Annotated in this window: 16 protein-coding genes; 8 read left to right on the top strand and 8 right to left on the bottom strand. The window is 65.3% G+C overall.

What is annotated here, in order from left to right; translation table 11 throughout:
- Positions 1-126 precede the first annotated feature (126 nt).
- Together FQ746_RS25485 and FQ746_RS25480 are read right to left on the bottom strand one after the other, a co-directional pair.
- On the bottom strand, positions 127-1,755 hold the full coding sequence (locus tag FQ746_RS25485) for a DEAD/DEAH box helicase (RefSeq protein ID WP_144112561.1): 1,629 nt from the start codon (positions 1,753-1,755) through the stop codon (positions 127-129).
- A gap of 504 nt (positions 1,756-2,259) precedes the next feature.
- The gene (locus FQ746_RS25480) at positions 2,260-2,529 is read right to left on the bottom strand and encodes an acyl-CoA-binding protein (RefSeq protein WP_144112766.1); all 270 of its coding nucleotides are present in this window, start codon (positions 2,527-2,529) and stop codon (positions 2,260-2,262) included.
- A gap of 176 nt (positions 2,530-2,705) precedes the next feature.
- On the opposite strand from FQ746_RS25480, the gene tsaB reads away from it, so the two are divergent.
- From tsaB to FQ746_RS25460, 4 genes are read left to right on the top strand one after another with little or no spacing between them, the layout of a single operon-like run.
- Positions 2,706-3,536 (top strand): tRNA (adenosine(37)-N6)-threonylcarbamoyltransferase complex dimerization subunit type 1 TsaB, encoded by an 831-nt coding sequence (gene tsaB, locus FQ746_RS25475; RefSeq protein WP_144112560.1) that lies wholly within the window; start codon positions 2,706-2,708, stop codon positions 3,534-3,536.
- Positions 3,533-4,027 carry a ribosomal protein S18-alanine N-acetyltransferase gene (gene rimI / locus FQ746_RS25470; RefSeq protein WP_144112559.1) on the top strand — a complete coding sequence of 165 codons (495 nt, stop codon included), beginning with the start codon at positions 3,533-3,535 and terminating at the stop codon, positions 4,025-4,027. The genes tsaB and rimI overlap by 4 nt, the downstream gene beginning before the upstream one ends.
- Positions 4,014-5,042 (top strand): uracil-DNA glycosylase, encoded by a 1,029-nt coding sequence (locus tag FQ746_RS25465; protein WP_144112558.1) that lies wholly within the window; start codon positions 4,014-4,016, stop codon positions 5,040-5,042. Before rimI ends, FQ746_RS25465 begins: the two co-directional genes overlap by 14 nt.
- A 38-nt stretch (positions 5,043-5,080) precedes the next feature.
- Entirely contained in the window at positions 5,081-6,025 is a 945-nt protein-coding gene (locus FQ746_RS25460) for a DUF1853 family protein (protein ID WP_144112765.1), read from the top strand.
- 6 nt (positions 6,026-6,031) lie between these two features.
- Here FQ746_RS25460 and thiD read toward each other — a convergent pair whose 3' ends face one another.
- Together thiD and lplT are read right to left on the bottom strand one after the other, a co-directional pair.
- Complete coding sequence (gene thiD / locus FQ746_RS25455) at positions 6,032-6,838, bottom strand: bifunctional hydroxymethylpyrimidine kinase/phosphomethylpyrimidine kinase (RefSeq protein ID WP_144112557.1); 807 nt, start codon at positions 6,836-6,838, stop codon at positions 6,032-6,034.
- Positions 6,839-6,982: 144 nt separating this feature from the next.
- A complete protein-coding gene (gene lplT / locus FQ746_RS25450; RefSeq protein ID WP_144112556.1) occupies positions 6,983-8,290 on the bottom strand; it encodes a lysophospholipid transporter LplT in 1,308 nt (435 codons plus the stop codon).
- Between the two features lie 217 nt (positions 8,291-8,507).
- Here lplT and alr point away from each other — a divergent pair, with 217 nt between their 5' ends.
- The 3 genes from alr to FQ746_RS25435 all read left to right on the top strand — a co-directional run bounded on the left by alr (position 8,508) and on the right by FQ746_RS25435 (position 11,548).
- On the top strand, positions 8,508-9,578 hold the full coding sequence (gene alr / locus FQ746_RS25445; RefSeq protein WP_144112555.1) for an alanine racemase: 1,071 nt from the start codon (positions 8,508-8,510) through the stop codon (positions 9,576-9,578).
- 152 nt (positions 9,579-9,730) lie between these two features.
- Positions 9,731-11,107, top strand: a complete 1,377-nt coding sequence (gene radA, locus FQ746_RS25440) for a DNA repair protein RadA (RefSeq protein ID WP_144112554.1) — start codon at positions 9,731-9,733, stop codon at positions 11,105-11,107.
- 162 nt (positions 11,108-11,269) lie between these two features.
- Positions 11,270-11,548 (top strand): DUF2866 domain-containing protein, encoded by a 279-nt coding sequence (locus FQ746_RS25435; protein ID WP_144112553.1) that lies wholly within the window; start codon positions 11,270-11,272, stop codon positions 11,546-11,548.
- 24 nt (positions 11,549-11,572) lie between these two features.
- On the opposite strand, the gene FQ746_RS25430 is transcribed toward FQ746_RS25435, so the two are convergent.
- Together FQ746_RS25430 and FQ746_RS25425 are read right to left on the bottom strand one after the other, a co-directional pair.
- Entirely contained in the window at positions 11,573-12,685 is a 1,113-nt protein-coding gene (locus tag FQ746_RS25430) for a CaiB/BaiF CoA transferase family protein (RefSeq protein ID WP_260854171.1), read from the bottom strand.
- Between the two features lie 105 nt (positions 12,686-12,790).
- Entirely contained in the window at positions 12,791-14,737 is a 1,947-nt protein-coding gene (locus FQ746_RS25425) for an ATP-binding cassette domain-containing protein (RefSeq protein ID WP_144112552.1), read from the bottom strand.
- A 135-nt stretch (positions 14,738-14,872) separates the two neighbouring features.
- Between FQ746_RS25425 and FQ746_RS25420 the strand changes: the two genes are divergently transcribed.
- Entirely contained in the window at positions 14,873-15,352 is a 480-nt protein-coding gene (locus tag FQ746_RS25420; protein WP_144112551.1) for a glutathione peroxidase, read from the top strand.
- Positions 15,353-15,382: 30 nt separating this feature from the next.
- Here FQ746_RS25420 and cls read toward each other — a convergent pair whose 3' ends face one another.
- Together cls and prmB are read right to left on the bottom strand one after the other, a co-directional pair.
- Complete coding sequence (gene cls, locus FQ746_RS25415) at positions 15,383-16,897, bottom strand: cardiolipin synthase (RefSeq protein ID WP_144112550.1); 1,515 nt, start codon at positions 16,895-16,897, stop codon at positions 15,383-15,385.
- Positions 16,898-16,917: 20 nt separating this feature from the next.
- The gene (gene prmB, locus FQ746_RS25410; RefSeq protein ID WP_144112549.1) at positions 16,918-17,802 is read right to left on the bottom strand and encodes a 50S ribosomal protein L3 N(5)-glutamine methyltransferase; all 885 of its coding nucleotides are present in this window, start codon (positions 17,800-17,802) and stop codon (positions 16,918-16,920) included.
- Positions 17,803-17,804 lie beyond the last annotated feature (2 nt).

The following is a 17,804-nucleotide window of genomic DNA, read 5'->3' as shown; positions in this document are numbered from 1 at the left end:
ATCGCGGTTTGCTGACCGTCGGACGTCGAGCGCAAATTCAGGACGAAAAAAAACCGGCGCCTGAGCACCGGTTTTTCGTTTGATCCACCCGCCACCCGATTCTGCGGCGGGTTTCGCAAGTCCGACCTAGCTGCCGCGACGCGCCGTACGCGGGCCGTCGCTGCGGCGTGCGCCGTAGCCGCCGTCGCGCGAACCGCCGAAGCCTTCGCGCGAACCGCCGCCTGCCGACTTGCCGGCCCAGCTGCCGCCCGTGCCGCTACCGCTGCGTGCGCCGCCGTTGCCGCCATTACCGCCGCCGCTGCCTGCCGGCTTGCCAGCACCGCTGCCGAAGCGACGACCGCCGCCATTGCCGCCGCCCGGACGGCCACGGCCGCCAAAGCCAGGACGACCCGTGCCCGACGGTGCCGACTTGCGCGGCTCGAAGCCGACCACGACGTTGACCGGCAGCGGGGTGCGCACGAAGCGCTCGATACGCTTCAACGCGCCTTGTTCCGCGTGATGCACGAGGCTCACGGCGATACCCGAGCGGCCAGCACGGCCGGTACGGCCGATACGGTGCACGTAGTCTTCGGCGAACTTCGGCAGGTCGTAGTTGAACACGTGCGTGATGCCCGGGATGTCGATACCGCGAGCCGCGACGTCCGTTGCCACCAGCACGCGCACACGGCGCTCGCGCAGTGCGCGGATGGTGCGGTTACGCGCGCCTTGCGGCAGGTCGCCGTGCAGGGCGGCCGATTCGAAACCGGCGTCGGCCAGACGGCCGGCCAGTTGGTCCGCGTCCATCTTGGTCGCGGTGAAAACGATGGCCTGGTCGAGGCCTTCGTCGCGCAACAGATGGTCGAGCAGACGATCCTTGTGATCGCGGTCATCCACGTAGTGGACGGTTTGCGCGATGTTGGTACGTTGTTCGAGGCGTTGCACGATCTCGATACGCTCCGGGTCCTTCAGCAGACGGCCGGTGAGCGAGCTGATCTTGCCGTCGAGCGTGGCCGAGAACAGCATCGTCTGACGCGTAGCCGGCGTAGCGGCGACGATCGTTTCGATGTCTTCGATGAAGCCCATGTCGAGCATGCGGTCGGCTTCGTCGAGCACGAGAATCTGCAGTTGCGACAGGTCGATACGGCCGCGTTCCAGATGGTCGATCAGACGGCCCGGCGTGGCAACCAGGATTTCCGGGTTCTTCGCCAGCAGCATCAGCTGTTGACCGTAAGCGACGCCGCCCAGAATGCTGACGGTGCGCAGACGCTTGAGGTGCTTGCCGTAGGTGGCGGCAGCGGTGGTCACTTGCATGGCCAGTTCGCGGGTCGGCGTCAGAACCAGCATGGTCGGACGGGCAACCGGTTGCGGGCGGCGCGTGGTGCGGGCGCCGTCGGCCGGACGCGGTTCACGCGGCTGGCTGGCTTGGGCTTTTTGCAGTTGCGAGAAACGTTCGATGGCGGGCAGCATGAACGCGGCGGTCTTGCCCGAACCGGTCGGGCTCGACACCATCAGATCGCGGCCGGCGATGCCGGCGGGGATCGCGCGTTGCTGAACCGGCGTCGGGTTCTGATAGCCCGCTGCGGTCAGCGCGGAGACGACGTCCGCGGAAAGACCCAGCGACGCGAACGACGGGCCGGTGGGCGCAGCGGCTTCAGCGGCGACGGCTTCCGGTGCAACGGCCACTTCTGCGGCGATTTGCACGGGTGCGTCGGCGAGACCGAGGGCCTGGTCGGCGATGGCGTTCAGCGGGCTGTTGGGGGTAATGCTCGAAGTCATGAGAATCCTTGGTAACGATCCTGGTATTGCTGGGAATTAAAACGTCGGCGCCAATCGGCATACCCAAGTCGTCGGATTCAGCGAGCAAAGAAGCAGCGAGCAAATCGAAAAACGGGGGCAGCTCGCAACAGTGAAGGCGAGCTTTTTGTTAGAAGCTGTATCGGATGCGACATGCCAACACGGCGTGCCGCCAGCCTGGGACATGATCGCCCGTAGGGGGCTAGGCAGGAGGGGACAGGTTCTAAACTGGATTGGAGCTAAACGCTACGAGGCGCTGCGCCGCAAGGGCCGCTAGAGGAAAGCCGGGCAAAGCAGTGAAGCGCAGGCAGGATTGTATAGAGTTTTGTTGCACTGCGCCACTGTTAAGACGTTTCCTGGGTAAAACTATTCCGCTTTGGACAAATCTTGGAATTTTCTTAGACAAATCGGTCAGGCCGGCGTTGGGGGTGCGTTCGGGTTCACGTTTGGGTCGCTAACCAACTTGTCTTTTCACCTTTGATGCGATCAGGCGGAGGCGCCGCTCTTCAGTGATTCGACGAGGTCGATGTACTGCTGCTTGGCCGCATCCTGATCCGTGCCTTTGAGCGCCGCCCATGCGTCGTACTTGTATTTGCCGACGATATCGGCGAAACCCGGCTTGTCGCCGTTCACGTCGCCATCGGCCGCCTGCTTGAAGAGCGCGTACAGACGCAGCAGGGTGAGATTGCCCGGACGCTCCGGCAGTTGCTTGACGTCTTCCTGGGCCTGGGTGAACTGTGCGTTGATGTCCGTCATGATTTTTTTGCCCGCCGGGCGGGTCGTATTGGCTGGGCCGACGATCATAGCAAGCCGCCGCCGACTCACAGTCGAGGGCTTACTCCAAACCGCCGCCGATCTCCTGCGATGCCCGCGCGCTGCGCTCGCGGGCAAAACCCGCTTGCGCGCGCGTCGTGCCGATTACAATACCGCCCATGACTGAAACTGTGCTTCTCGCCCTCGATACGTCGACCGAATTCTGCTCGGTGGCGCTGCTGTGCGCCTCTGCCGGGCCGGCAGACGAGACCCACGCCGCTCCACGTATCTGGAGCCGTCACGAACTCACCGGCGCGGTGTCCAGCACGCGCCTTTTGCCTGCCATCCGCGAACTGTTCGCCGAAGCCGGCCTGCCTCTGTCCGGCTGTCATGCGATTGCTTTTGGCGCCGGTCCCGGGTCGTTCACCGGATTGCGCACGGCCACCGGCGTCGCGCAAGGTCTCGCGTTCGGCTTGAATCTGCCGGTCGTGCCGGTCAGCACGCTGCTTGCCTGCGCGGAAAGCGCCCGCTTGCGCGACCCGTCGGCGTCGCGCGTGCTCGCCGCGCTCGACGCCCGGATGGACGAGATCTATTGGGCCGACTACGCGTGGGACGACGCACGAGGCGAGTGGCACACGCTGCAAGCCGCCTCGCTCGATGCGCCCGCGAATCTCGTTCTGCCCGACGTGCCGTTCACGCTGGCGGGCAACGCCGCGGCCGCGTTCGGCGCGCGTTTGCCGGCGCTGGCAGCCGCCCGCCATGTCGACGGGGAGGCGCTGCCGCACGCCGTGCCGCTCGCGCACGCGGCGCTGCGCGCGTTTCGCGCGGGCCGGACGGTGCCGGCGGAGCAGGCCGCACCTGAATACGTGCGCGACAAAGTGGCCCAGACCACGGCGGAACGTGTCGCGGAAAAAGCCGCGAAGGCTGCGCATGCTGCGCTGACTATCGCAGCGGTGCCGCCGGAACCGTCCGCCCGTTCAGCGGCCAACACTGGCGAGCGCGAACAATGAGCGGGGTGTTGCTGGCAGACCGCTACATGTCGCCGATGACCGAAGGCGATCTCGACGAAGTCGCCGCCGTCGAAAAAGTCGCGTACGAATTCCCCTGGAGCCGCGGCAATTTCAGCGACTCGCTGCGCAACGGCTACTTCGGCATCTGTCTGCGGCATGTGACGGGCACCTTGCTCGGTTACTGCGTGCTGATGCCGGTGGTCGACGAAATGCATCTGCTCAATCTCTGCGTGGCGCCCGCGGCTCAAGGCGCCGGCGCCGGGCTCGCGTTGTTGCGCGAAGCGGTGCGCGTCACGCGGGCCGAGAAACTCGAGGGCGTGCTGCTCGAAGTGCGGCCGTCGAATCATCGCGCCATCCGTCTTTACGAGCGCTTCGGCTTTGCTTCCATCGGCCGGCGCAAGAACTACTATCCCGCGCGGCACCTCAGTCGCGAGGATGCGATCGTGATGCGTTTCTCATTTGCTTCGGAGGGCGCACATGGCGCTGGATGATTCGGTGTTGGCGGAGTTCGGACTCGCGCCGATGTGGGTGCGCCGCGGTATGGCCGCAAGGCCGGCGGGCGAGGGCGCGGCAGGCGAGCTAGGGGATTCTGTCGATACGCCGGTGACTGCGCGTGAGCGGACGGCATCGCCTTCGCCGGAAGCCGGGCGTGTTGCCGCCGATCGTGAGGTAGCAAGGCCTGCCGCAGTGGAACCTGCCGCGGCGAGACATGAACCCGAGCCCGCCGTGCAGAAGGCCGGGAACGAGCCGGCCAAACCATTCGCGCCTACGCCTGCTTCCCGCACCCCCGAGCCGTCCGCGCCCGACTCCCCTTCCGACGACGATTTCGCCTGGTTCGACGATCTTCCGGCCGAGGCCGGGGCCGAGGCCTCCGCCGAAGCGCGCAGCGACCAGCCCGCCGCTCCCGAACCCTTCCCGATCGCCACGCTCGACTGGGACGCGCTGAGCGAGCGCGTCGCCGGTTGCGAGCGTTGCCGGCTCTGCGAGAAGCGCACGAACACGGTGTTCGGCGTCGGCGACCGTCAGGCGGACTGGATGCTGATCGGCGAAGCACCGGGCGAGAACGAGGACCGCCTCGGCGAGCCGTTCGTGGGCCAGGCGGGCAAGCTGCTCGACAGCATGCTGCGTTCGGTGACGCTCGCGCGCGATACCAACGTCTACATCGCCAACGTGATCAAATGCCGGCCGCCCGGCAACCGCAATCCCGAACCGGACGAAGTCGCGCGTTGCGAACCGTATCTGCAACGACAGGTTGCGCTGGTCAAACCGAAACTGATCGTCGCGCTCGGCCGCTTTGCCGCGCAGAGTCTGCTGAAGACCGAAGCGAGCATTTCGTCGTTGCGGGGCCGCGTGCATGAATACGAAGGTGTGCCGGTCATCGTTACGTATCACCCGGCGTATCTGCTGCGCAGTCTGCCGGACAAGGCGAAGGCCTGGGCCGACCTCTGCCTCGCACGCGACACCTGGCAAGCGGCAGGCGGCGCGCCGTCGGACGAGGCGAAGTGAGCGGGGCAGTCGGGAGTGCCGGCGCGACAACGCTGGCTATGCTGCTGACCCGCCTGCGCGATCCAGCCGTGCGCGATCTCGCGTGGCTGTTGCTAAGTCCCGATCTGTTGTGTGCGCAACCGCCCGTCGGCATGCTGGCGCGCGCTTTCGAAACGCCTGACCAGACCGATGCCGGCTTCGCCTGGCTGACCTCGCTGGACGCGCAACCTCGACCCCTGCACGACTATCTCGCGGCGACGCGCATCACGCGTCTGGGCCGTTACGCGGAGCGGCTGCTCGGCTGGTTCCTGCAGCATGGACCGGCGGCCCGGTTGGTCGCGGCCGGCGTGCCGTTGCGGCGAGCCGGCATCACGCTCGGCGAATGCGATTTTCTGCTGGAGGCGGCGCACGGCGAGCGGCTGCATTGGGAACTGGCGGTCAAGTGTTATCTGCATGCGGGCAGCGAGTCAGGCGCCGAGGCGCCGTCGTTATCGGATTACGTCGGCCCGAATCTGAAAGACCGCTTCGATCTCAAGCTGGCCCATCTGCTGAATCACCAGTTGCCGTTGAGCGCGCGCGACGAGTTCGCGGCGCTCGGTTATCAAGGTCCGTGGACGCCGCAGATGTTCATCAAAGGCTGGCTGTTCTATCGCTATGGACAGACGCCGACGCTGCCCACCGAGCTCGATGCCCGGCACGGTCGCGGCTGGTGGGTCACGCGCAGCGAGTGGCCGGACTTCGCGAGTGCCCAGGCGGCCGGATGGAAGGTGTTGCCGAAACTGGAATGGCTCGCGCCGAGGCGCGACGATTCTGCCGGGCATGAAGCGAGCGGCGGCCGTTACATGGATGCGCCCACGTTGCTCGCGCAACTATCGCCGCAAGCCGGGCCGACCCTGGTCGCCGCGTTCGCGGCGCAGCGTGATGGCACGTGGATCGAATGCTCGCGCGGTTTCATCGTGCCCGACGAGTGGCCCGCTTCGGCGCAAAACTACGCGCGCCAATAAAGCCTCTCACCACCAGCGATAAAAATGATGCACGGGCCCCACGCCATGCCCGACGTCGAGCAGATCGCTCGCCTGCAACGCGCCGGTCAGATACGTCTTGGCATCGGTCACCGCGCTGGCCAGATCGTCGCGTTGCGGGATCAAGGCCGCAATCGCCGACGACAGCGTACAACCCGTCCCATGCGTATTCTTCACCGGCACGCGCGGGCCGGGCAGGCGCAGCGAACCGCTGTCCTGTACCAGCCAGTCGGGACTGTCCGCGGCGCTCAGATGGCCGCCTTTCATCAGCACCGCCCGCGCGCCGAGCGCGCGTAGCGCCTCGCCCTGAGTCACCATGCCGGCTTCGTCGGTGGCCGCCGGCACGCCGAGCAAAGCCGCCGCCTCCGGCAGATTCGGCGTCAGCAGGTCCGCCAGCGGCAGCAGTTCGTCGCGCACCACCGCCACGGCATCCGGCAGCAGCAGCGCGTGATTGCTCTTCGAAATCATCACCGTGTCGAGCACGATGTGTTTGGGCTTGTGCCGACGCAGCGCCTCGGCCACTGCTCGCGCGATCGGTGCATTCGCCAGCATGCCGATTTTCACGGCGTCGATGCGGATGTCGTCGAACACCGCATCGAGTTGCGCGGTGATGAAGCCGGGCTCCGGCGCATGAATCGCCGTGACGCCGCGGGTGTTCTGCGCAGTCAGCGCGGTGACCACGCTGGTGCCGTACGCGCCGAGCGCCGAGAACGCTTTCAGGTCGGCCTGAATGCCGGCGCCGCCGCCGGAATCGGAACCGGCGATGGTCAGCACGTTGGGAATGAATCGGGTCATGGCAGAGCGCAATAAGATAGACGCGGAGAAAGATGCGGAGAAAGGCGCGGGCGGGGCGCTTCATGTGTTTGACGTATCACAAGTTCGCCGGCCCGCCGGCCCGCTGGATCGCCGGATCGCCGGCCCGCCGGCAAGCAGCGAGAGTCAGTGCTTGACTTCGCCGATCAGCGCGACCGAGTCGAACGCGCGCTGATTCGCCTGGTGGCGCCGCATCACGAACCACATCATCACGCACACGAAGGTGCCGAACAGCACGATGACCGCTGTGACCGGCACATCGAGCCACACCAGCACCGCGTACAAACAGAGCATCACGAGCACCGACAGATTTTCGTTGAAGTTCTGCACGGCGATGGAGTGCCCGGCGGAGAGCAGCACGTGACCGCGATGCTGCAGCAACGCGTTCATCGGCACGACGAAAAAGCCGGACAGCCCGCCGACGATCATCAGGAAAATGTACGCGACGATCAGATACCCCGGCACGTGCATGCGGCCGAAATAGAGGCCCCAATGCGACGGGAACAGATTGCGAGTGTAGAACGCCATCAGCATCACGGCGATGCCCATCATGATGCCGACCGGCAGCACCGAGAGCGACTTTTTCAGCGGCACGCGCGAGGCCGCGAGAATCGCACCGACGGCCACGCCGACGGCGACCACCGCCTGCAGGATCGCCGCTTCGGAAAGCGACATGTTGAGCGACACCTCGGCCCACTTCAGCACGATGAATTGCAGCGTGGCGCCGGCGCCCCAGAACAGCGTGGTGACCGCCAGCGAAATCTGCCCGAGCTTGTCGCGCCAGAGGACCAGGAAACAGTCGGCGAAGTCGGTGACCAGTTTGATCGGGCCGCGTTCCTGTTTCGGATAACGGGCGCCGGTATCGGGAATGCGCAGATTGAACAGCGCCGCAATCACGTAGATGGCCATGATGACGAGCATCGCGGCTTCGGCGGGCGTGTTGACGGTAGGAATATGTTGTCGCAGCAGCGGCGCCGCAATATGCGGACTGATCAGCGCGCCGCCGAGCACCGTGCCGAGAATGATGGAGCCGACGGTGGTGCCTTCGATCCAGCCATTGGCCGCGACCAGCCGGTCAGGCGGCAGCAGTTCGGTGAGAATGCCGTACTTGGCGGGCGAGTAGGCCGCCGCGCCGAAGCCCACGATGCCGTATGCGATCAGCGGATGCGCGCCGACCAGCATGGTGAGACAGCCGAGTACCTTGATGGTGTTGGTGACGAACATCACGCGTCCTTTCGGACGGGAGTCGGCGAAGGCCCCCACGAAGGCGGCCAGAACGACGTACGACAGCACAAAGAACAACTTGAGCAGCGGCGTCATCCAGTTCGGGGCGTGGAGATCTTTCAGCAGTGCGATAGCAGCGATCAGAAGCGCATTGTCGGCCAGCGACGAAAAAAACTGCGCGGCCATGATGGTGTAAAAACCTTTTTTCATCTGATGCGATGCTGTCCTCGCTGCGGTCTGTCCGCCCCGGCCGTGTGCAAAGCGTCCGGGCTTATGCCGTTCGAAATGGGTTGTGCGCACGGCTTTATATCACGAAAATAGCTGGATTCGGACTAGCAGAATCCTTGATCGCACCGCCCAGTGGCTGCCGAGCGCTGAAAACGCCCTGTAAGCCGATGATTCGCAAGCGTCTTTACGAAAATACCTCATGCCGCGCCCTCTCTCCGCCACCATTCATACCTCCGCACTCGCCAATAATCTCGCCGTTGCCCGGCGCTACGCGTCGAAGTCCAAGGTCTGGGCCGTCGTCAAGGCCAACGCCTACGGGCACGGCCTCGCGCGCGTGTTTCCGGGCTTGCGCGCGACCGACGGCTTCGGTTTGCTGGACCTCGAAGAAGCCGTGAAGTTGCGTGAACTCGGTTGGGCCGGCCCAATTCTTTTGCTCGAAGGTTTTTTCCGGCCCACCGACATCGACGTGATCGATCGTTACAGCCTCACGACTTCGCTGCATTCGGACGAACAGTTGCGCATGCTGGAAATGGCGCGTCTGTCGAAGCCGGTAAATATCCAGTTGAAAATGAACACCGGTATGAACCGCCTCGGTTACACACCGGAAAAATTCCGCGCGGCCTGGGAGCGGGCGCGCGCCTGCCAGGGCGTCGGCCAGATCACGCTGATGACGCACTTCTCGGACGCCGACGGCGAGCGCGGCGTCGCTCATCAGGTCGAGGCGTTCGAACGCGGCGCGCAGCGCATTGCCGGCGCGCGCAGCCTCGCCAATTCGGCGGCCACGCTGTGGCATCCCGACACGCATTTCGACTGGGTGAGGCCCGGCATCATCCTGTATGGCGCGTCGCCGTCCGGCGTGACGGCCGCCATCGAAGGAACCGGCTTGCAGCCGGCCATGACCTTCGCGTCGGAGCTGATCGCCGTGCAGACGCTGGCCGAAGGTCATTCGGTCGGCTACGGCTCGTCGTTCAGGGCGCGTGGTCCGATGCGCATCGGCGTGGTGGCCTGCGGCTATGCCGACGGCTATCCGCGCGTGGCGCCGGAAGGCACGCCGGTCATCGTCGACGGGGTGCGCACGCGCATCGTCGGACGGGTGTCGATGGACATGCTGACCGTCGACCTGACACCGGTGCCCACCGCCAATATCGGTACGCGCGTCGAGTTGTGGGGCAAGTCGCTGCCCATCGACGACGTCGCGCAGGCCTGCGGCACGATCGGCTACGAGTTGATGTGCGCGATCGCGCCACGCGTGCCGGTCAGGGCAGAGTGACACCGTGAGCGGAGCGGGCGGCGCTGTGGCAATACACCGCGATCGGGGCATCGAGCAAAGCGGAGATCAAGGCATCAATCCAGGCATCAACCCAGGCATCAACCCAGGCATCAACCCAGGCATCAACCCAGGCATCATTCAAGGCAGGACGCGTGGCTAAACCCAAGACGTTGTACATCTGTAGCGAATGCGGCGGGCAATCGCCGAAATGGGCGGGACAGTGTCCGTCCTGTCATGCGTGGAACACGCTGGTCGAATCGGTCGCGGAGGCGCCGTCCACCCACCGTTTCCAGTCGCTCGCGAAGAGCGCCCCGGTCCGGCGGCTCGCCGACATCGACGCGGCCGACGTGCCGCGTTTCTCCACCGGCGTGAGCGAATTCGACCGCGTGCTCGGCGGCGGTCTGGTGCCGGGTGGCGTGGTGCTGATCGGCGGCGATCCGGGTATCGGCAAATCGACGCTGCTGCTGCAATCGCTCGCGGAAATCGCGGCGGACAAACGCGCGCTCTATATCAGCGGCGAAGAATCGGCGGCGCAGATTGCGTTGCGCGCCCAACGGCTTTCGCTGCTGGAGCCCGGCTCGAAAGCGAGCGAGTTGCAGTTGCTCGCCGAAATCCAGCTCGAAAAAATTCAGGCGACGATTGCCGAAGAGCGACCCGATGTCGCGGTCATCGACTCGATCCAGACGGTTTACTCCGACGCGCTGACCTCCGCGCCCGGTTCGGTCGCGCAGGTGCGCGAATGCGCGGCGCAACTCACGCGTATCGCCAAGCAGTCGGGCACCACGATCATCATGGTCGGTCACGTCACCAAGGAAGGCGCGCTAGCCGGTCCGCGCGTGCTCGAGCACATCGTCGATACCGTGCTGTATTTCGAGGGCGACACGCATTCGTCGTATCGCCTCGTGCGCGCGATCAAAAACCGCTTCGGCGCGGTCAACGAACTGGGCGTGTTCGCAATGACCGAACGCGGTTTGCGCGGCGTCGCCAATCCGTCGGCGCTGTTTCTGTCGCAGCACGAGCAGTCGGTGCCGGGCTCGTGCGTGCTGGTCACTCAGGAAGGCACGCGGCCTTTGCTGGTCGAAGTGCAGGCGCTGGTGGACGCGGCCAACGCGCCGAACCCGCGGCGCCTCGCGGTGGGTCTGGAGCAGAACCGGCTGGCGATGCTGCTGGCCGTGCTGCATCGGCACGCAGGCATCGCCTGTTTCGATCAGGACGTGTTTCTGAACGCGGTAGGCGGCGTGAAGATCACCGAGCCCGCCGCCGATCTGGCCGTGCTGCTCGCCATTCACTCGTCGATGCGCAACAAGCCGCTGCCCAAAGGGCTCGTCGTGTTCGGAGAAGTGGGTCTTGCCGGCGAGATCCGGCCGTCGCCGCGCGGCCAGGAACGTCTGAAGGAGGCGGCCAAACTGGGCTTCTCGGTCGCGGTGATTCCGAAGGCCAATGCGCCCAAGCAGCCTATCGAAGGCTTACAGGTCGTTGCGGTCGAACGGATCGAACAGGCGATCGACCGGGTCCGCATGCTCGAATAGGCAAGGCCGGCGGCGGATTGTCAGGGGTGCGCGGCGTGCGCGCCGTAATGCTCTGTAAATATCGCCGTATTGTCTGTAACCTTTGCGCCATTCCTTTTTTTTAAGCTGCGAGGGTCTTGCATTCCCCATGCATCCCTTGCACGCCCGAAAAAGGATCGCACCTTGAAACAGTCAGTTGAAACCGTTGCCGAGCGGCCGATGCAGGTGCGCGGCTGCCGGGTCTCCGAGCCCATTCGCCAGCCGTGGGGCGGCGCCTGCCGCATCGTCGAGTGGATCGACACCGGCGGGCAGATTTCGCGGCGCGTCGTGGCCGAGCACGTCACCGCCGCGGAAGTGCGCGCCACCATCAACCGCCACGTGGAAGGGCGCAAGCACGTGCTTTACGACGACGAGAAAACGCCGCGTCAGACTTTGCCCCGACAGACGGCGGTCAGGCGGTAGGGCTGGCGCGCCGGCCGTAGTGGGTTAGTCGGGCGGTCGATTCGTGCCGCGGTGATCAGGGCTGTCGATCGGGATCGAGATCGACGTCTCGGTCTCCGTCGGTTCATCGCTCTCATGCTCCGGCTGCCCGGCCGCCCGCCAGTTGAACAGCGGGTGCAAAGCCGCCTCTGCCGCGCTCAGCACCGGCGACACGCAGCAGTCGAGCGGCTCCAGTAGCCGCACCCACTCCTCGAGTTCGCGCGTGCCAATGACCTGAGCCAGTTCGCGCGTCAGCGCGGCGGCATCCGGGCCGCCGATCGCCTGACCCAGGCTCCAGTGGCGGGTCGCCCATTCGGGCCGGTCGAGCGCCATGCACAGCGTCTCCCAGAACTTCAGTTCGAGCGCGCCGACCGCGAGCCAGCGTCCGTCGAGCGTGCGATACAGGTTGTAGCAGGGCACGCCGCCGTTCAGCAATCCCCCGCCGGCTGCCGGCGCTGTGCCTTCGTTGGCGAGCGAGACCTGCGCAACCACGTTGTGCGCGTGCGTGACGTGGGTCATCGAGACATCGACGAAACGGCCTTCGCCGCCGCGCGACACGTGCCACAACGCGGCGAGAATCTGCGTGACCGCGGCGAGCGCGCCGCCGAGCAGGTCGGCAATCTGGAAGTTGGGCAGGATCGGCGCCCCGTCACGACTCGCCAGTTGATCGAGCACGCCCGCATAGCCGATGTAGTTGAGATCGTGACCCGCCAGCTTCGCGAACGGACCGCTCGCGCCATAGCCGCTGATCGCGCAATACACGAGCCGCGGGTTCACCGCACGCAACGTCTCGTAGCCGATGCCGAGCCGGTCCATCACGCCGGGCCGGAAACTCTCGATCAGCACGTCCGCTTCGGCGGCCAGCGCCCGCAACACCGTGCGTCCCGCTTCCGATTTGAGGTCGAGTCGCGTCTCGCGTTTGCCGCGATTCACGAGCCGGTAGAACGCGCCGGGCCGGCCGGCGACCCGATCGCTCGAAGACTGCATCATGGTGCGGGTCGGGTCGCCGGCGCCCGGCGCTTCGATTTTCAGCACTTCGGCGCCGAGTTCGGCGAGCCGCAGGGCGGCGACCGGGCCGGGCAGAAGCCGCGTCAGGTCGAGGACGCGCAGTCCTTGCAGCGGCGGCGGCAGCGCTGCGGATGACGACACGAAAGATGTCGCAGATGACAAAGCCAACCTCTCATCAATGCCGGCGCGGACCGGAAACCTCGAGACCGTCTTCCGCTAACCGATCTGTTCGAGTTCCTCGTGCTTCTCGAGCCATTCGGCTTCGAGCGTTTCGAGGCGCGAGTTCACGTCTGCCTGACGGCGGATCGCCTCCGTCAGTCTGCTTTTCCGTTCGGGCTCGTAGCTCGCCGGGTCGGCCACGAGCGCGTCGAGCGCGGCCTTCTCGGCGTTCAGCGTGTCCATTTCCTTTTCGATCTTCGTGATACGGCTTTGCAGCGGCTTTTTCAGATGCGCGAGCTTCTGGCGCGTTTCGGCTTCCGCCTTGCGCTGCTCCTTGCGGTTGATCCCACTGTCCGCGTTGTCCGGGCCGCCCGCCGTCCCCGTTCCGGCCTTGAGCGCCGCACGCTGTTCGGCGGCGTGTTGGAGCAGCCAGTCGCGATAGTCGTCCAGGTCGCCGTCGAACTCCTGCAGCCGATGTCTGGCGACCAGCATGAACACGTCGGTGGTGGCGCGCAGCAGATGGCGGTCGTGCGACACCAGAATCAGCGTGCCTTCGAATTGCGCGAGCGCCATGGTGAGCGCATGACGGGTTTCGAGGTCCAGGTGATTGGTCGGTTCGTCGAGCAGCAGCAGATTGGGCTTCTGCCAGATGATCAGCGCCAGCGCGAGGCGCGCTTTTTCGCCGCCGGAGAACGGCGCGATTTTCGCCGTGGCCATTTCACCGGAGAAGTTGAAACTGCCGAGGAAGTCGCGCAACTCCTGTTCGCGGGTATCGGGTGCGAAACGCGCCAGATGCTGCAAGGGCGTATCGTCCGGTCGCAACGTTTCCAGCTGATGCTGCGCGAAGTAGCCGATGCGCAGCCCCTTGCCTTCGCGTACCTGACCGCCGAGCGCTTCGAGCGTGCCGGCCAGCGTCTTGATGAGCGTCGACTTGCCTTGCCCGTTCGCCCCCAGCAGGCCGATACGCTGCCCGTTCTGGATGGACAGCATCACATGCTCGACGATCGGGATCTCGCCGCCCGGTTCCGTCTCGCTGCGATAACCGCAGCGCACGTTCTCCATCACCATCATCGGGTTCGGTGCGGAATCGGGTGTGCGGAACGTGAAGGTGAACGGTGAGGAGGCATGCGCGGGCGCGATCAGTTCCATCTTCTCCAGCGCCTTCACCCGGCTCTGCGCCTGACGCGCCTTGGTGGCCTGCGCCTTGAAGCGGTTGATGTAGCTCTGCAGATGCTCGACGGTGCGCTGCTGCTTCTCGTACGCGCTTTGCTGCAAGGCGAGCTGCTGTGCGCGCAGCACTTCGAATTGCGAATAGTTGCCGCCGTAGCGCTTGATCTGCTGATGTTCCAGATGCAGCGTGACGTTGCAGACCGAATCGAGAAACTCGCGGTCGTGCGAGATGACCACCAGCGTGCCGGGATAGCGGTGCAGCCAGTCTTCGAGCCAGACGATCGCGTCGAGGTCGAGGTGATTGGTTGGTTCGTCGAGCAGCAGCAGGTCGGAGCGGCACATGAGCGCTTGCGCAAGATTCAGGCGCATGCGCCAGCCGCCGGAAAAACTGCTGACCGGCTCGCGGGTCTGGTCGAGCGTGAAGCCGAGGCCGAGCAGCAGCGCTTCGGCGCGCGCCGGCGCGGTATAGCCGTCGGCATCGGCAAACGCGGCATGTGCTTCGCCTTCGGCGGCGCCGTCGTGCGCGGCCGACGCCTCGGCAATGCGCGCTTCGATGCGCCGCAAGGCGGCGTCGCCGTCGAGCGTGTAGGCGAGTGCGGTCTTGTCTGCCGCCGGGGTTTCCTGCGCGACGTGCGCGATCTGCCAGGTGGGCGGTATCGAGAAATCGCCGCCGTCCGCATGCAGTTCGCCGAGCAGCACGGCGAACAGCGTCGACTTGCCCGCGCCGTTCGCCCCCACCAGGCCGGCCTTTTCGCCGGGATTGAGGGTGAACGTGGTGTTGTCGAAGAGCGGCTTGGTACCGCGCGCGAGGCTGAACTGGTTAAAGCGGATCACGAAAAGGCCGGCGGAAGAAAAACGCTATTTTAGACTGCCGCGGTGACGACCGGGCGCTCAGCCGGGGTCGGCCATTCGGCCTACTGTTTCGGCGCGACTTTTCGCATAGACTGACGGCTTTCACGGGGAGAGCCAATGACTTCGATCTATTCGTTTTCGGCACGCACGCTAGGCGGCGAGGAAGTGAGCCTCGAGCGCTATCAGGGCAAGGTTCTGCTCATCGTCAATACGGCGAGCGAATGTGGGTTCACACCGCAATACGCGGGATTGCAGAAGCTGTACGAATGCTATGCGGCGCGCGGGCTCGCGGTGCTCGGCTTTCCCTGCAACCAGTTCGGCAAGCAGGAGCCGGGCGACGCCACGCAAATCGGCAGCTTCTGCGAAAAGAACTACGGCGTGACGTTTCCGATGTTCGAGAAGGTCGACGTGAACGGCGCGAACGCGCATCCGCTGTTTCGCTATCTGACCGGCGAAGCGCCCGGCGTACTCGGCATCGAGGCCGTGAAGTGGAACTTCACCAAATTCCTGATCGACCGTGAAGGCAACGTGGTGAAGCGCTATGCGCCGCTCACCAAACCCGACGCAATCAACGGGGACATCGAAAAGCTGTTGTGACGCCAGGGCGTGCGCCGGGCTCGGTGCGAGCTACAGGATTGGCGCGAACAGCCGCGCCAGATGCATCAGCACACGTTTGAACGCGCTGGCCTGGCGGTACTCGTTGCGATCGATCTCGAGCGACTCGGCAAAGTCGTTCAGCAGCATGGTTTCGACTTCGAGCGCGAAGCCGCGGTCGACGGTGAGCACCATGATCTCGAAGTTCAGGCGGAACGAGCGATTATCCAGATTGGCGCTGCCGATGGCGGCAGCCACGCTGTCGATCAGCACCACCTTCTGATGCAGGAAGCCCGGCTGGTAGCGGAAGATACGGATGCCCGCGCGCAGCGAATCGTACGCATACAGTTTTGACGCCGCGAACACCACTACGTGGTCACGCCGGCACGGAATCAGAATGCGCACATCCACGCCGCGTAGCGCGGCGAGTCGCAGTGCGGCAAACACGGCTTCGTCGGGCACCAGGTAGGGCGTGGTGATCCAGATGCGCTCGCGCGCCGCGTTGATGGCCTCGACGAAGAACAGCGAGCAGGTTTCCTGTTTGTCGGCCGGTCCGCTAGGGACGACCAGACAGTGCATGCCGCGACCGTTCACGTCGTCGCCGGTCTCCTGCGAGGCGATGGAAGCGTTAGCGGAAGCAGCGGCGGAAGCCCCACCGGAAGCCGCAGCGGGCGCTGGCGGCATATCGAACTCCGGCAACTGCTGGGTCGCCCAGTGCCAGTCTTCGGTGAACACGAACTGGATGCTCGCCACCGCCGGGCCGCGCACTTCGATATGCGTGTCGCGCCACGGCGAGAGCGGCGGTTTGCTGCCAAGGTATTCCACGCCGACGTTGTGGCCGCCGACGAACGCCACTTCGCCATCCACCGAAACGATCTTGCGGTGATTGCGGAAATTGAGTTGCAGACGGTTCACGAAGCGGCGATGCGTCGCGAACGGATGCGTCTGCACGCCGGCGGCGCGCAAGGCCGCGACGTAGCGGTGCGGCAGATCGAAGCTGCCGATGCTGTCGTACAGGAAGTAGACGCGCACGCCTTCCTGCGCTTTCGCGATCAGCGCGTCCTTGAGCATCTCGCCGAGCGCATCGTCACGCACGATGAAGAACTGCACGATCACGTAATCGCGCGCGCCGCCAATCGCCTTGAAGATCGCCTCGAACGTGGCCGCGCCGTTGACCAGCGTGCGCACGCTATTGCCGGGCAGAAACGGCATGCCGCCCAGACGGGTGAGCGAGTGTACGAGGCTCGAGCCGAGCACCTGCGTCGGCACGCCGGCCGACGAAGCGCGGCTATCCCATTCGGGAGGATGGGCGCGCGTGCGCAGCAGTTCGTTTTCGACGCGGCGCGCGTCCTGATAGCCGGCGAACTTGCTGCGGCCGAGAAACAGGTACGGCACCAGCGTCAGATACGGCATCGCCACCAGCGAGACCGCCCACGCAATCGCACCCTGCGAGGTGCGCGTGTTCAGAATCGCGTGGCAGGCCGCGACCACGCCGAGAATATGGGCGAGCGCGACCAGCGTGCCGATATGCAGCAGGTCGAATTGCATGAGCGGCGGTAGATGCACCGTCAAACCGGCAGATCGACAGCCTGGATCAGGAAGACGTTGTCGTCGCCGGCGCTGGTCGAGAGCCACACCAGATCGAGGCCGCCGAAAGCCGCCTCGACGTTGTGGCGCTCGTTGCCGATCTCGACCACCAGCACGCCGTCGTCGGTCAGCCAGTTGCGGGCTTCGGCGACGATCCGGCGCACGATGTCCATGCCGTCCACGCCGCCGGCCAACGCCATTTCCGGCTCGTGTTTGTATTCGGCGGGCAGCGCCTGCATGGCGGTGGCGTTCACATACGGCGGATTGCTGATGATCACGTCGTAGCGGCGGCCGGCGAGCGGCGCGAACAGGTCGCCTTCGAACAGCGAGATGCGGTCTTCCAGCTGATAGTCCGACACGTTGCGCGTCGCGACTTCGAGCGCGGGCGCGGACAGGTCGACCGCGTCGACATCCGCGTTCGGGAACGCGTGCGCCGCGAGAATCGCGAGGCAGCCGGAGCCGGTGCACAGTTCGAGCACCGCGCCGACCTGCTCGGGGTCTTCCACGTACGGTTGCAGGCCGTCCTGCAGCAGTTCGCCGATAAACGAACGCGGCACGATCACCCGTTCGTCGATGTGAAAGCGCAGACCGTGCATCCACGCCTCCTGCGTGATGTACGCAGCCGGCACGCGCTCGGTCGCGCGGCGCTCGATCACATTCAGCACGGCGTCGATTTCCGACGTCGTCAGGCGTGCGTCGAGAAACGGATCGAGCAGGTCGAGCGGAAGATGCAGCGTATGCAGGACCAGGTAGGCGGCCTCGTCGTACGCATTGGTCGAGCCGTGGCCGAACGACAACTCAGCCTGGTTGAATCGCGACACCGCGAAGCGCAGCACGTCGCGGACGGTGGAAAACGGGAGCGTCATGA

It is taken from the genome of Paraburkholderia sp. BCC1886, from assembly GCF_900996245.1.
GTDB lineage: Bacteria > Pseudomonadota > Gammaproteobacteria > Burkholderiales > Burkholderiaceae > Paraburkholderia.
Note: the sequence above shows the minus strand (reverse complement) of the source record. Positions and strands in the feature narration are given on the sequence as shown.